Origin of the sequence: Yersinia alsatica (assembly GCF_025133195.1) — a bacterium.
Lineage (GTDB): Bacteria > Pseudomonadota > Gammaproteobacteria > Enterobacterales > Enterobacteriaceae > Yersinia > Yersinia alsatica.
In genome coordinates this window covers 2,519,895-2,535,260 of sequence record NZ_CP104006.1, presented here as the reverse complement: position 1 = coordinate 2,535,260, position 15,366 = coordinate 2,519,895, and the positions used below count along the sequence as shown (strand labels likewise).

Below are 15,366 nucleotides of genomic sequence, written 5' to 3'. Positions count from 1 at the left end.
CAAATAGTTAACCTCATTAAGCACACATTTTGTGGTGTTTTAGAGCCAACTAAACTCGCGCAATATGATCCACATCAATTTTCACGCTATACTGCTTTGCTAGTATCTCGTTGTGCTTTATTAACCCTTAAGAGAGAGTTAGTGTGAAAGCTGACAACCCCTTCGATGCATTATTACCTGCGGCAATGGCTAAAGTAGCCGAAGATGCCGGTGTCTATAAAGCCACCAAGCATCCGCTAAAAACCTTTTATTTAGCGATTACTGCTGGTGTGTTTATTTCAATTGCGTTTGTTTTTTATATTACAGCGACTACCGGAACTGCAGGCGTGCCTTTCGGCTTTGCCAAGTTAGTAGGTGGTATTTGTTTCTCCCTGGGGCTAATGTTAGTGGTGGTATGTGGCGGTGACCTTTTCACTTCTACCGTGCTCACAACTGTCGCCAAAGCCAGTGGCCGTATTACTTGGCGTCAACTGGGTTGTAACTGGGTTAATGTCTATGTTGGGAACCTGGTCGGTGCGCTATTCTTTGTGTGCCTTATTTGGTTCGCAGGCCAATATACTGTGGCAAATGGTCAATGGGGTTTGAATGTTTTACAAACCGCCGACCACAAATTGCACCATACTTTTATTGAAGCAGTATGTTTGGGTATTTTGGCTAACTTAATGGTCTGCCTGGCGGTTTGGATGAGTTACTCCGGCCGTACCATAATGGACAAGATGTTCGCGATGATTTTACCGGTGGGAATGTTTGTTGCCAGCGGCTTTGAGCATAGCATCGCAAATATGTTTATGATCCCTATGGGTATTGTGATTAAAAACTTCGCTTCGCCTGAGTTTTGGCAATCCATAGGAGCAGCACCTGAGCAATTTGCTCACTTAACCGTAAGTAACTTTATTATTGATAACCTGATCCCAGTCACTATCGGTAACATCATTGGTGGCGGATTATTGGTAGGTTTGACTTACTGGGTAATTTATCTGCGCGGTGACCAGCAGCACTAAGTGTGGCCGCACACGGTTTTCGAAGAAATTCACATTAAAAGGTAGATGCATTATGACCGAACTTAATGAAAAATTGGCCAAAGCATGGCAAGGTTTTACCAAAGGTGATTGGCAGAACGAAGTAAACGTTCGTGACTTCATCCAGAAAAACTACACTCCTTATGAAGGCGATGAGTCCTTCCTTGCCAGCTCTACCGAAGCGACCGACAAGCTGTGGGCGCAAGTTATGGAAGGTATCAAACTGGAAAACCGCACCCATGCGCCAGTTGATTTCGATACCGACGTAGCAGCGACCATCACCTCCCATGATGCTGGCTACATCAACAAAGATCTGGAAACCATCGTTGGTTTGCAGACTGAAAAACCATTGAAACGTGCCCTGATCCCATTCGGCGGCATCAAAATGGTAGAAGGCTCTTGCAAAGTTTACGGCCGTGAACTTGACCCGCAACTGAAAAAAGTCTTCACCGACTACCGTAAAACACACAACCAAGGTGTGTTCGACGTTTATACCAAAGATATCCTGAACTGCCGTAAATCTGGGGTACTGACTGGTTTGCCAGATGCTTATGGCCGTGGCCGTATCATCGGTGACTATCGTCGCGTAGCCGTTTACGGTATCGACTACCTGATGAAAGACAAACTGGCTCAGTTCAACTCTCTGCAGGATGATCTGGAAAACGGTAAAGACCTGGAAATGACTATCCAGCTGCGCGAAGAAATTGCTGAACAGCATCGTGCTCTGGGTCAGATCAAAGAAATGGCAGCCAAATATGGTTGTGATATCTCCGGTCCTGCGACTAATGCCCGTGAAGCTGTACAGTGGACTTACTTCGGCTATCTGGCTGCGGTTAAATCCCAGAACGGCGCTGCAATGTCCTTCGGTCGTGTTTCTACCTTCCTTGACGTTTACATCGAACGTGACATGAAAGAAGGTAAACTGACTGAAATCGAAGCTCAGGAACTGATTGACCATTTGGTTATGAAACTGCGTATGGTTCGCTTCCTGCGTACTCCTGAATACGATGAGCTGTTCTCTGGTGACCCAATCTGGGCAACTGAGTCCCTGGCTGGTATGGGCGTTGATGGTCGTACTCTGGTCACTAAAACCAGCTTCCGCTTCCTGAACACCCTGTACACCATGGGGCCGTCTCCAGAGCCGAACATGACTATTCTGTGGTCAGAAAAACTGCCACTGAACTTCAAAAAATATGCAGCTAAAGTGTCTATCGATACTTCATCTGTACAGTACGAAAACGATGATCTGATGCGCCCTGACTTCAACAACGATGACTATGCCATCGCTTGTTGTGTTAGCCCGATGATTGTTGGTAAACAAATGCAGTTCTTCGGTGCCCGTGCCAACTTGGCGAAAACCATGTTGTATGCAATCAACGGCGGCGTTGACGAAAAACTGAAAATTCAGGTTGGCCCGAAAGAAGCGCCAATGATGGATGACGTGCTGGACTATGACAAAGTCATGGAACGCATGGACCACTTTATGGATTGGCTGGCTAAACAATACGTTACTGCGCTGAACATCATTCACTACATGCATGACAAGTACAGCTATGAAGCTGCGCTGATGGCACTGCATGACCGTGATGTTTATCGCACTATGGCGTGTGGTATCGCTGGTCTGTCTGTTGCAGCTGACTCACTGTCTGCTATCAAATATGCCAAAGTAAGCACCATTCGTGATGCTGATGGCCTGGCTGTTGACTTCAACATCGAAGGCGAATATCCACAATTTGGTAACAACGACTCACGCGTCGATGATATCGCTTGTGACCTGGTTGAGCGCTTCATGAAGAAAATTCAGAAGCTGCGTACTTACCGTGGTGCAGTAGCAACTCAGTCTGTACTGACCATTACCTCTAACGTGGTTTATGGTAAGAAAACCGGTAACACTCCAGATGGTCGCCGTGCTGGTGCTCCATTCGGTCCAGGTGCTAACCCAATGCACGGCCGTGACCAGAAAGGTGCTGTTGCCTCTCTGACCTCCGTTGCTAAACTGCCGTTTGCTTATGCGAAAGATGGTATTTCTTATACCTTCTCTATCGTGCCAAACGCGCTGGGTAAAGACGATGAAGTTCGTAAAGCTAACCTGGCAGGTCTGATGGATGGTTACTTCCATCACGAGTCGTCCATCGAAGGTGGTCAACACCTGAACGTGAACGTAATGAACCGTGAAATGCTGTTAGACGCGATGGAAAACCCGGAAAAATATCCGCAGTTGACTATCCGTGTGTCAGGTTACGCTGTTCGTTTCAACTCACTGACTAAAGAACAACAGCAGGATGTGATTACTCGTACCTTTACACAGTCGATATAATTCCCTGCCGCAGTAAAATGGCATAAACTTAAAGGCTCCACTTTAGTGGGGCCTTTATTCATCCAGCATTGGAGAAATCCTGCTATGTCAGTACTTGGTCGTATTCACTCATTCGAATCCTGTGGCACCGTTGACGGCCCAGGCATCCGATTTATCGTATTCTTCCAGGGCTGCTTGATGCGTTGCCTGTATTGCCATAACCGTGATACCTGGGATACCCACGGCGGTAAAGAAGTTACCGTTGAAGAATTAGTCAAAGAAGCCATCACCTATCGCCACTTTATGAATGCATCTGGCGGCGGCGTGACTGCCTCTGGTGGCGAAGCTATCTTGCAGGCCGAGTTTGTACGCGATTGGTTCCGCGCCTGTCATGAAGAAGGCATTCATACTTGCCTGGATACCAATGGCTTTGTGCGTCGTTATGATCCAGTGATTGATGAATTATTGGATGCCACAGATTTAGTGATGCTGGATTTAAAACAGATGGATGACAGCGTGCATCAGAATTTGGTCGGCGTATCCAATCACCGGACGCTGGAATTTGCTCGCTATCTGGCAAAACGTAACCAGAAAACCTGGGTTCGCTATGTGGTGGTACCGGGCTGGTCAGATGATGACAAATCAGCTCATATGTTGGGTGAGTTTACCCAGAACATGACCAATATAGAAAAAATCGAGTTGCTGCCTTACCACGAATTAGGTAAGCACAAATGGATTGCCATGGGCGAAGAATACAAGCTGGATGGCGTTAAACCACCATCCAAGGAAATTATGGATCGTGTAAAAGGCATTTTAGAAAGCTACGGTCACAAAGTTATCTACTAACTCAGTGACCGAGTAATTAATAGCGCCCCACTGATGCTCAAACTGTGCCGCCCTGCCGGATTACTCCGCTGGCGGCATTTTTTTGTCCACTACACTGCAGCGTAAGGCGTGTGCTGCTGGTCAGGTTTGCGCAATAACATCATTAAATAGACTAAAGCCACGCCAGCAATCATCACGAACAATAAATTATCCGAATAATGCTGCATTAACAGTGAAGTCATCGTCGGCCCAGCCAAGCTGCCGATGGTGTAACTCATCAATAATGCCTGATTCATCGCCACCAACTCATCAGCACTGGCTTTCTCACACGCCCACGCCATGGCTACCGGATAGAGGGTAAAACCAGCACACCCCAGAATAAACAGAGCCGGAGCCAAGGCATAGTTACCCAGAATAGCCACGCTACCAAGGATAACGACGAATACCTGAATGCGCAGCACCAGTAGCCGGCCATAGCGGTCTGCCATTTTACCTATCGGCCACTGCCCCACAATTCCCGAACTGACCAGCAGTGCCATCCACCACCCGACGCTCGCATCACTCATTCCTTGATGGGACAAATACAGCGGTAACAACCCATAGAGCGAACCTAATAACACACCTGAGATAATGCAGCCATTAATCCCCAGACGCGCGCTACGACGCTTCAGCATCGGCCAAACGGCAACATGTGATGATTCACTATCACCTTGATGCGAGAAATGGGCAAATAGCAGTGGCAACATCGCCGTAATCACCAACGCACTGACCCAAGGGATAACGTTAAGTAATTGTGTGGAGACGATGCCCAAGAGGAGTTGCCCGGTGACGGTCCCGAGATAGTAAACCATCATGTAAGCCGCCAGCAGTTGTCCGCGATTGATTAATGTGCCACTGCGCAGTAATGCGCTCTCGACAATAACCCAAATCAGCGCGCAGGCCACCCCGGCAAAAAAACGCCACCCCAGCCAGCTCCAAAAGTCGACCGACAGCATCAGCCCACAAGTCGCTAGCGCAAATAAAATACAGGAGTAATGGTAGCTACGATTAAAGCCAAGGCGCTGAATAAATCGCCCGGCAATTAATGTCCCGACAAGATTCCCGGTAAAATATGATGAGCTCACCATCCCCACTTGCCAGGTTGGCAGCTGTTGATGGGATAACCATAAGGGAACTAATGTATTTAAAACCGCGATAGAAATCGTAAACAGCAAAAGCCCACAGAGCAGAAGCAGCACTGGGCGAGAATATGCGGACATAATAAGACTGAAGCCATCGGGACAATGAAAGTGAGCGCATCATGCCACTGGCGATAAAAAAGTCAATTACCTCGCGGGAGGGGATAGCACAATATGTTGCTTAGCAGCATCTACAGCACTAAATCAAAACGCTGGCGGTCATTATAAAAAGAAAAAGCGCCCGCAGGCGCTTTTAGATTAATAACAAGTTTCAGGCAACTAATTCACCTGGTTTATTAACCGATAAATTCTAATCCACCCATATATGGGCGTAAGACTTCTGGCACTTGGATTCGGCCATCAGCCTGCTGGTAGTTTTCCAGCACTGCAACCAAGGTACGCCCAACAGCCAAACCAGAACCATTCAGGGTATGAACCAAACGGGTTTTTCTGTCAGTCTTGTTGCGGCAACGAGCTTGCATACGGCGCGCCTGGAAATCCCACATGTTAGAACATGAAGAAATTTCGCGGTAAGTGTTCTGCGCTGGCAGCCATACTTCCAAATCGTAAGTCTTGCTGGAACCAAAGCCCATATCACCAGTACACAGCAGCACTTTACGGTAAGGCAATTCCAGTAATTGCAGAACTTTCTCTGCATGACCGGTTAGCTCTTCCAGCGCCGCCATTGAATCTTCCGGGCGAGTTATCTGCACCATTTCAACTTTGTCGAACTGATGCATACGGATCAAGCCACGAGTATCACGACCATAAGAACCCGCTTCAGAACGGAAGCAAGGTGTATGAGCGGTCATTTTCAATGGCAAGGATTCTTCTTCCAGAATCTCGTCACGCACCAAGTTAGTCACCGGGACTTCGGCAGTTGGAATCAGCGCATAGTTGCTGCTGTCTGACTCTTCTTCCAGTGGCTTGGTGTGGAACAAATCACCACCAAACTTAGGCAATTGGCCGGTTCCGTACAATGTTGCATGGTTTACCAGATAAGGGACGTAAGTTTCCAGATAGCCGTGTTTCTCAGTGTGCAGATCCAGCATGAATTGCGCTAACGCGCGGTGCATACGGGCAATTTGCCCTTTCATCACCACAAAGCGCGCGCCAGTCAGTTTCACTGCTGCTGCGAAATCAAGGCCACCGGCCATTTCGCCCAGAGAAACATGGTCTCTTACTTCAAAGTCATACTTGCGAGGCTCGCCCCAACGACTGACTTCAACGTTATCGTTTTCATCTCTGCCCACGGGAACAGAATCATCAGGCAAGTTAGGAATAGACAATGCCAGATCACGGATTTCGTTTTGCAACTTGTCCAGCTCGGCCTTAGCGGCATCCAGCTTTTCACCCAGCACATTCACTTCCAGACGTAATGGTTCGATATCTTCGCCACGCGCCTTGGCCGCGCCAATCATTTTCGATCGGGAGTTACGTTCTGCCTGCAGACTTTCTGTTTCAACCTGTAAAACTTTGCGGCGCTCTTCTTGTTGGCGCAACATTTCAACATCAAGTTTAAAACCTCTGCGAGCCAGTTTTTCGGCAACTGCGTCTAGCTCATTGCGCAGCATATTGGGATCGAGCATGCTAGTCCTGTGCTTGTAGTTATTGATAAATAGTTGTGAAAGGAGAAATTAACGACGTAAGTGGTGTAAACAGCCACTTACAAAGTATTTATAGCGCTAACCTTACCGCAACAGCAAGGCTAGCGGTAGCGTTTTATCGGGCTATTTTGATCCTGCTCAGCCAACCATGCCAGCTTTTCACCGATTTTCCCCTCCAGACCTCGAGATGACGGAGAATAGTAGCGAGTAGCAGCCATTTCTGGTGGAAAATAGTTCTCACCAGCGGCATAAGCATGCTGTTCATCATGAGCATAGCGGTACTCAGCACCCAGCCCCATCTCTTTCATGAGTTTGGTCGGGGCATTACGCAGATGTTCCGGTACATCAAAATCTGGCTTCTCACGCGCGTCCTGCATTGCCGCTTTAAACGCGGTATAAACAGCATTACTTTTCGGTGCACAGGCCAAATAAACAATCGCCTGAGCAATCGCTCGCTCACCTTCCGCCGGGCCAACACGGGTAAAACAGTCCCAAGCAGATATCGCCACTTGCATGGCTCGCGGATCGGCATTGCCGATATCTTCGGAGGCAATAGCCAATAAGCGCCGGGCGACATAGAGTGGATCGCCACCCGCAGTGATAATGCGCGCATACCAATATAAAGCCGCATCAGGCGCAGAACCGCGGATAGACTTATGCACAGCCGAAATAAGATCGTAATAACGATCGCCTTTGTTATCGAAGCGGGCGCTGCGCTCACCTGAAACTTCTTTTAGCAAATCCGGGGTCAGTACTCGTACCCCATTGGCATCTATTTCCGCCATATCTGCCATCATTTCAAGGCTATTCAACGCGCGGCGGGCATCTCCACCCACTAATTCAGACATCATACGGCGAGTTTCATCGGGCAGCTTTATATTCTGCCCGCCATAACCACGGCTGCTGTCGGACATCGCCTGATCGATAACTTTTTCGATATCTGCAGCAGTTAATGCCTTCAGTAAATAAACTCGCGCTCTGGAGAGCAAAGCCGAATTCAGTTCAAACGATGGGTTTTCCGTGGTGGCACCAATAAAAGTGATAGTGCCATCTTCAATATGCGGTAAAAATGCATCTTGCTGACTTTTATTGAAGCGATGAACTTCATCGACAAACAAAATAGTTCGCCGGCCAGCATCGCGGTTTTGCCTTGCTCGCTCAATCGCTTCACGAATTTCTTTAATACCGGAGGTCACCGCGGAAATGCGCTCAACATCGGCCTGGCCATAGCGACCAATAATTTCTGCCAATGTCGTTTTGCCCGTTCCTGGCGGCCCCCAGAGGATCATCGAGTGTAATTGCCCGGCAACGATTGCCCGCGGTAACGGTTTACCCGGGGCCAGCAAATGTTGCTGACCAATATATTGTTCTAGCGTCAAAGGCCGCATACGCGCGGCCAATGGCTGAAACTCATTCTGGGAGAAATCGAGGGACATATTACTCACGCAAACCTCACTGCCGCTGGTCGTCCAGCGTCACACCTTTTGGTAGGGTAAATTTAAATTTGCTTGCATCGGCTGAGCTGTTTTGCTGACCTTTCAGCACATACGCGCTGCGCTGCCCATCTTGCTCAACTGCTGTAAAGCTTTTGATGGTGCCGGTTGGCGTCACCGTAATCGCAAATTGCTTCAGATTGCCGCTAGCACTTTTCGGCGTCAGCTCAAAATCGTCACCCTTCTGCTTCACATTGTACTGTTTCCAGTCATCTGGGTTATTGCGGGTGATCAGCATGAAAGGCGTATTGCCGGTAGCATTTTTCAGCCAAGTCGCCGTTGCCTGCTCAACAAATGGGTTATAGAACCATAAGGTTTCGCCATCAGAAATCAACACACTTTCATCCGGGGTCGTCATATGCCAGTTAAACAGATTTGGCCGTTTCACCCATAACTCACCTTCACCTTCTTGTACGGCTGCGCCATCTGAACTGGTAACTTTTTGCGAGAAGTTAGCATGGAAACTGTTCACTTTGCTCAGGCGACCTTGCAAGTCTGTACTGGCATCGGCCAGAACTGAACCCGAAATTAAACCTGACAACAGACAGCAAGCAATAAGCAGTTTTTTCATTACTCTAAATACCTTATAAGATTCATTGCACCCTAACCGGGCTGCCACAAAGGCGGATTCAGTAAGCGAATATATTGTCACTCTAAGCGCGATTTAAGTCCATGACCGGCAAACTGAATGCAGACTACAAACCTATTTTCGACCAACCCATGCACTTTAGCTGAAGCATTGCCTTTGCGTTAGCATATTAATCTGATAAATACCGGTTTTACGCTTCTTTGCATAAGGGCCGCAAAGCGGCCCCATTTATGTTAACGACGTCAAAGCAAGAAATTACTCGTGTGGCGGCGGAGCCAAAACTTCACGATTACCATTATGGCCCGGCGTACTCACAATCTGTTGAGCTTCCATCTGCTCAATGATACGCGCAGCGCGGTTATAACCGATACGGAATTGGCGCTGAACCCCGGAGATTGACGCACGACGTTTCTCCAGGACAAAGTTCACCGCTTGATCAAATAGCGGGTCCAGCTCTTCGTCGCTATCCAATCCAAGACTGCCGCCCTCACCGTCGTCACTCCCACTGAGAATGCTCTCAATATATTGTGGACGACCACGAGCTTTCCAATCATTAACCACGGCGTGTACTTCTTGGTCACGGACAAAAGCACCATGCACACGTACTGGAATTGAAGAGTTAGGTGCCATATACAGCATGTCACCCATTCCCAGTAGTGATTCGGCACCTCCCTGATCAAGGATAGTTCGCGAGTCAATTTTACTGGAGACGGTAAACGCGATGCGGGTTGGAATATTTGCCTTAATCAAACCGGTAATCACATCTACTGACGGACGCTGAGTTGCAAGAACCAAATGAATACCGGCGGCACGCGCCTTCTGTGCCAAACGGGCAATCAGCTCTTCAACCTTCTTGCCTACCGTCATCATCAGATCAGCAAATTCATCCACCATGACCACGATATAAGGCAATTTCACCAACATTGGCGGTGAAATGTCCATGCTATCGGATGGTTTCCAGAATGGATCTGGAATTGGCCGCCCCATAGCTTCGGCTTGAGCAACTCGTTCGTTGTACCCGGCAAGGTTACGGACACCCAAAGCCGACATCAGTTTATAGCGCCGTTCCATTTCACCGACACACCAGCGCAATGCATTCGCCGCATCCTTCATATCTGTCACGACTTCAGTTAACAGATGAGGAATGCCTTCATACACGGACAATTCCAGCATTTTCGGGTCAATCATGATAAAGCGCACATCGTCTGGCGTGGCTTTATATAAGATGCTGAGGATCATCGCGTTCACCCCAACCGATTTACCCGAGCCAGTGGTACCCGCTACCAACAAGTGCGGCATTTTGGCCAGATCGGCCACCACCGGTTGCCCGGCAATATCTTTACCCAGCACGATAGCCAGTGGTGAAGGATTATCACGGAATTTGGCGCAATCCAGCACTTCGCGCAAATATACAGTCTGGCGGTGTTTGTTTGGCAGCTCCAGACCGACATAAGGTTTACCTGGAATCACTTCAACCACACGCACCGCAATGGCAGACAGAGAACGTGCCAAATCGCGCGAAAGATTGGAAATGCGTGAAGCTTTAACACCCGGAGCTAAATCTAGCTCAAAGCGCGTAATCACTGGCCCCGGAGAAATACCCACCACTTCAGCTTTTACCCGGTAATCCCCTAACCGCGCCTCGACCAAACGAGCAGTTTGCTCCAACGCGAACATATCGACCGGCTCTTCTTCCGCTGGCGGAGAAGAGAGCAGATCAAGAGTCGGTAATGGCGTTGTCGGTTTAATAAGCGGCTGGTCATTACGCATCAGGAACGGATGAATCAAACTGTCCATTGCTGGCGTTGGTTGTACCGGTGCAACCGGTTGAACTGGCGCTGCGGGCTGAACAGGTGTTGCTTGCCCTGAATAAGCTTGCTGTGGCGCAGATGGCTGATAGGCCGAGGCCTGTTCAGGATAATCTGGTGCCAGCGTGCGGTGATCAACTACTGGCTGAGCAACCTCTTCAGTATACGGAGAAAGCGTAAACAACGGCTCACGCGGGCTCTCGTCGACGAGGTCTGCAACTGGCGAGAAGGTAAAAGCACTGCGCGTATTTACCGGCTGCATCTCTTCAGCACTCGTATTTTCAACAACATTAGTTGCGTGATTTTCAGTATGAACCTCACCATAACGATGCTGCTGTTGTGCTGCAAAGGCCTTCCGTAAAGCCGCCTCTTGCAAAGCCTGCTCGTCTTCAGGTTCAGGTGCCGAGAAAGCATTAATCCCTGTTTCTGATGCTTGCCCATACCGCTCTGATTGCTGTTCAGCAAAGGCTTTGCGCAAAATGGCCTGCTGCAATGCATCATCATCTTCCGATGCAGCCCCTGCATCAAACGGAGTCTCTGTTACTGACGGATTTTGGACACCCTCTTCATGCTGCTCGCGTTGCTCTTGTTCTGCCATACGCTGAGACGGCAATTTAATGCCATAGGATGCCAACTCACGCCGTGTTGGAATACGCACCGGGTTAGGCCGTGGCAACTCAGGGCCGATACCTTGTTTAATCTGAGAACTGCTATCGCTGGTCGCCGTAAATGCTGGCATAAACGTAGCAGCAGCTGCACTTGCCGCCACTATTCCAGAGGTAGATACCGGGCGATTTGTTGCTCCCATTGCGGCCAAACTATCACTATCAGTGCTCAGCCCAGGATTCATATAAGGAGTACTTTCCACCTGATCGCTATGACGTTGTGCCGCCGAGAAATCAAATGGCGAATGGCTTGCAGACGCTGCTGGCTTATCCCATGCCCCCAATTGAGGCTCTGGCCGCTCTGCGGGCGGCGCAACGTAGGTCGGCGCAGGAGATATCGCTTCTGGTGGAATTTCAAAAGAATAGAGTGGCGGTGTTACCATCACACTATCAGTTACAGGGATAGTACCGTGACTATGACCAATAACCGGTTCAATCGAATCCTCTGAGGAGATAGCAGATAATGGAGACAAGCCGCTATCATCGGTCGCACGTAATGTACTTAATAATGGGTCGTCGCTATTATTGATTCCTGCCGATAGCCCATCAGTTCGCGAAGCATTATCATGATTCTGTAGAGGATTAACTGGCGCGTCAGTCACTGACGGCGCAGAGAACAACACATCATCATCATCGGCATGAGCAGAGTTTGCCGCTAAGGCGGTTGCGGCAACCACACTCGCTGTAACAGCTTTATTCGGCTCTTGCTCGGCGGCGTTCACATCATCAATCTGATAATCGTCATCTTCGTCGTCATAACGCTCTTCACGACGTGAGCGATTCGTCATGAATGTCAATGATCCTAAGACTACTCCACCAATTTTCTCCGCGATGACTAACCATGACCAGCCAGTAAAGAGCGTCAGACCAACAGCCCAGATGCAAAGCAACGTCAGGGTCGCACCCACACCATTAAACCATGGCAACATTGCATTACTGAATAGACTGCCAATCACCCCGCCAGAGGCAAAGTAATAGAGGTCGTCAATATTTAATGCCGCTAGCCCACATGACGTTAAAATCAGGGCTAATGTGCCAATCAGGCGTAACGAAAGCGCAAAGTAATCAACATGTTCACTGGCATCACGCTGGCGGAATGCCGCCCAGCACAACATCACCATAATGGCGGGAATGGCATAAGCCAGCACACCGAAAGTGAAGAACAGCGTATCGGCCATCCAGGCACCAACACTTCCACCAAGATTATGGATAGGCTCGTGCCATGAGGTTTGGGACCAACTCGGGTCCGAAGGATTGAAACTAAGCAGCGCTGCCATCAGGTAGGCTGCCAATATCGTTACTATAATCAAAACAGCCTCAAGCAAACGACGCCCACTGCTGAGTTTTTTCAGAGTAACTTCTTTATCTTCTGTATATTCCTGGCTCAAGAAAGGCTCTCCAGGTTCCTGTTAATTGGTATGAGTAACAACGCCGAGAACCCTCCCGGCGTTGAAACTGTATGAATAAACAGGAGTGTAACCAAATTACTCAGGTTTTGCACCTGCCTGTTTACCGCGTTTTAATCACTAGGCGGTTACTCTGCTTCACTTCTTCCATGACCACATAGGTACGGGTGTCGTTCACGCCCGGCAGGCGAAGCAAGGTCTCACCGAGTAAAGTACGGTAAGCTGACATATCAGGTACACGGGTTTTCAACAAATAGTCGAAATCGCCGGAAACCAGGTGACACTCTTGAATTTCCTCAAGATTTTTTACAGCGGCATTAAATTGCTCAAATACATCCGGAGCGCCACGATTCAGAGTAATCTCAACGATAACCAGCAATGATGCATCCAAATACTGTGGATTAAGCAGTGCGGTATAACCATGAATGAAGCCCTGACGCTCTAAGCGGCGAACCCGTTCCAGACATGGTGTTGGTGACAACCCTACTCGTTTTGAAAGCTCGACGTTAGAGATGCGCCCATCCTTTTGCAATTCATTCAGGATGTTACGATCTATACGATCAAGCTCTTTCCCCGGGCGTTTTTTATTATCTATCATCTTATAGTCTCTCTTAATTTCCTTGAGTCTGCGACAGGCTCCAATCGTTAATCGATTTAGAACCTGCTGCAAACAACGACCCGCAGCCTGTTTTATGCAAATATATCAATACGTTGTTATCTCACACCCTGTCTGTCCAACTGTATGCGAGGTACTCGATGATTATTAGCGTTAAGGAAGAGATAGCGCATCACAAACAACCGCAAAAATTCCCCCCTGCAGTTGTTCGAGAACATACTCCACATGCCATCCAGTATTAATCGAAAACATTCCAGGGTTTTCGCTTGGTATCACTGACACCAAATCTGAAATTATGGCGCGCAGATAATTTCTTCTTCCTATGATGTTTTCGCAAATGCACAGCCGATTGTCAAAGTAAAAGAAGTTAAATCAGTGGAACGTGCCAGAATTAAAATCTCAACCCCCTGCGCTTACCTATTTTTTCACCGTTTATTTGCTATAAAATGGTGCAAATAGGCATATGAAAGATACGGGTGTTTTTTGATACAATCGGCTTGCAAGCCACATTTTTTATGGGGTTAAAGATTTTTAGCGCCATTTTGTTCATAACGTAAAAATCAATTTTGGTCTAATTTGCAATCCGCTTAAATTCTTTTACTGCCTAACTGTCGATTCTTAATACATTTAGTTTATTAAATAGGCATTACCTATCAAACAAATCGCTAACAACATTTTTGCCTGCTTTTTTTAATGATCGATTTTCCCTACAATCGCTAACATTGTCCGCCATTGTGGGAAAGAGGTATTCATGAGCACGGCTAAACATAGCAAATTGATTATTTTAGGTTCTGGCCCTGCGGGTTACACCGCGGCAGTTTATGCAGCACGCGCCAACCTGAAACCTGTATTGATTACCGGCATGGAAAAAGGCGGTCAGTTGACCACCACCACCGACGTAGAAAACTGGCCTGGCGACCCAGAGGGTCTGACTGGTCCTGCACTAATGGAGCGGATGCATGCCCATGCAGAAAAATTCGATACAGAAATCGTGTTCGACCATATCAACAAAGTTGATTTACAAAATCGCCCATTCCGCCTGTTTGGTGATGGCGCGGAATACACCTGTGATGCGCTGATTATCGCAACTGGCGCGTCTGCCCGCTATTTAGGGATGGAATCCGAAGAAGCCTTCAAAGGCAAAGGGGTTTCAGCCTGCGCAACTTGTGATGGCTTTTTCTATCGCAACCAGAAAGTCGCTGTAGTTGGTGGGGGTAATACCGCCGTTGAAGAAGCGCTGTATCTGGCAAATATCGCCGCCGAAGTTCATCTAATTCACCGCCGTGATAGTTTCCGTTCAGAGAAAATCCTCATCAGCCGCCTGATGGAAAAAGTGAAAAACAGCAACATCGTTTTGCACACTGACCGCACATTGGATGAAGTACTCGGTGATGACATGGGTGTAACCGGCGTGCGTCTGAAATCAACCAAAGGCAACGAGACCGAAGAGTTAGCGGTAGCGGGTATTTTCATTGCTATCGGCCATAGCCCTAACACCGCCATATTTGGCGACCAGTTAGCATTGGAAAATGGTTATATCAAAGTGCAGTCTGGTATTCAGGGTAATGCAACACAGACCTCGATTCCGGGTGTCTTCGCTGCGGGCGATGTGATGGACCATATCTATCGCCAAGCCATTACCTCAGCCGGTACTGGTTGTATGGCAGCACTGGATGCAGAGCGCTATTTGGATGGCTTAGTTAACGACAAATAACGCCATTGATAGTGGCATTGGACCTCGTACCAACGGGCAGCTGACACATAGGTGAGCTGCCCGTTTTTAATTTCTATTTTGCCCTTTATTTTTGTACCTCGTCATGTCAATGAAAAACAGCAAATTATTGATATCCACTAATGCGGCAAC

The 15,366-nt window shown here is 48.2% G+C and carries 10 protein-coding genes; 4 read left to right on the top strand and 6 right to left on the bottom strand.

What is annotated here, in order from left to right:
• Positions 1-143 precede the first annotated feature (143 nt).
• From focA to pflA, 3 genes are all read left to right on the top strand, one after another.
• Positions 144-1,001 (top strand): formate transporter FocA, encoded by an 858-nt coding sequence (gene focA / locus N0H69_RS11185; RefSeq protein ID WP_050106302.1) that lies wholly within the window; start codon positions 144-146, stop codon positions 999-1,001.
• 52 nt (positions 1,002-1,053) lie between these two features.
• Complete coding sequence (gene pflB / locus N0H69_RS11180) at positions 1,054-3,336, top strand: formate C-acetyltransferase (RefSeq protein WP_050151054.1); 2,283 nt, start codon at positions 1,054-1,056, stop codon at positions 3,334-3,336.
• An 84-nt stretch (positions 3,337-3,420) separates the two neighbouring features.
• Positions 3,421-4,161 (top strand): pyruvate formate lyase 1-activating protein, encoded by a 741-nt coding sequence (gene pflA, locus N0H69_RS11175; RefSeq protein WP_025378794.1) that lies wholly within the window; start codon positions 3,421-3,423, stop codon positions 4,159-4,161.
• Positions 4,162-4,250: 89 nt separating this feature from the next.
• On the opposite strand, the gene N0H69_RS11170 is transcribed toward pflA, so the two are convergent.
• From N0H69_RS11170 to lrp, 6 genes are all read right to left on the bottom strand, one after another.
• Positions 4,251-5,399, bottom strand: coding sequence for an MFS transporter (locus N0H69_RS11170; protein ID WP_050151053.1), 1,149 nt, complete (start codon positions 5,397-5,399; stop codon positions 4,251-4,253).
• A gap of 215 nt (positions 5,400-5,614) precedes the next feature.
• Entirely contained in the window at positions 5,615-6,907 is a 1,293-nt protein-coding gene (gene serS, locus N0H69_RS11165; protein ID WP_050106300.1) for a serine--tRNA ligase, read from the bottom strand.
• 119 nt (positions 6,908-7,026) lie between these two features.
• Complete coding sequence (locus N0H69_RS11160) at positions 7,027-8,370, bottom strand: replication-associated recombination protein A (RefSeq protein ID WP_050151052.1); 1,344 nt, start codon at positions 8,368-8,370, stop codon at positions 7,027-7,029.
• A 7-nt stretch (positions 8,371-8,377) separates the two neighbouring features.
• Complete coding sequence (gene lolA / locus N0H69_RS11155) at positions 8,378-8,989, bottom strand: outer membrane lipoprotein periplasmic chaperone LolA (RefSeq protein ID WP_050106298.1); 612 nt, start codon at positions 8,987-8,989, stop codon at positions 8,378-8,380.
• A 273-nt stretch (positions 8,990-9,262) separates the two neighbouring features.
• The gene (locus N0H69_RS11150; RefSeq protein ID WP_050151051.1) at positions 9,263-12,868 is read right to left on the bottom strand and encodes a DNA translocase FtsK; all 3,606 of its coding nucleotides are present in this window, start codon (positions 12,866-12,868) and stop codon (positions 9,263-9,265) included.
• A 121-nt stretch (positions 12,869-12,989) separates the two neighbouring features.
• A complete protein-coding gene (gene lrp / locus N0H69_RS11145; protein WP_002211340.1) occupies positions 12,990-13,484 on the bottom strand; it encodes a leucine-responsive transcriptional regulator Lrp in 495 nt (164 codons plus the stop codon).
• A gap of 769 nt (positions 13,485-14,253) precedes the next feature.
• Here lrp and trxB point away from each other — a divergent pair.
• Entirely contained in the window at positions 14,254-15,216 is a 963-nt protein-coding gene (trxB, locus tag N0H69_RS11140) for a thioredoxin-disulfide reductase (RefSeq protein ID WP_050151050.1), read from the top strand.
• Positions 15,217-15,366: the final 150 nt, after the last annotated feature.

Excerpts from the sequence above, each read along its gene's own strand:
- pflB (WP_050151054.1), top strand. The coding sequence starts at position 1,054 with ATGACCGAACTTAATGAAAAATTGGCCAAAGCATGGCAAGGTTTTACC.
- pflA (WP_025378794.1), top strand. The coding sequence starts at position 3,421 with ATGTCAGTACTTGGTCGTATTCACTCATTCGAATCCTGTGGCACCGTT.
- N0H69_RS11170 (WP_050151053.1), bottom strand. The coding sequence starts at position 5,399 with ATGTCCGCATATTCTCGCCCAGTGCTGCTTCTGCTCTGTGGGCTTTTG.
- serS (WP_050106300.1), bottom strand. The coding sequence starts at position 6,907 with ATGCTCGATCCCAATATGCTGCGCAATGAGCTAGACGCAGTTGCCGAA.
- lolA (WP_050106298.1), bottom strand. The coding sequence starts at position 8,989 with ATGAAAAAACTGCTTATTGCTTGCTGTCTGTTGTCAGGTTTAATTTCG.
- lrp (WP_002211340.1), bottom strand. The coding sequence starts at position 13,484 with ATGATAGATAATAAAAAACGCCCGGGGAAAGAGCTTGATCGTATAGAT.
- trxB (WP_050151050.1), top strand. The coding sequence starts at position 14,254 with ATGAGCACGGCTAAACATAGCAAATTGATTATTTTAGGTTCTGGCCCT.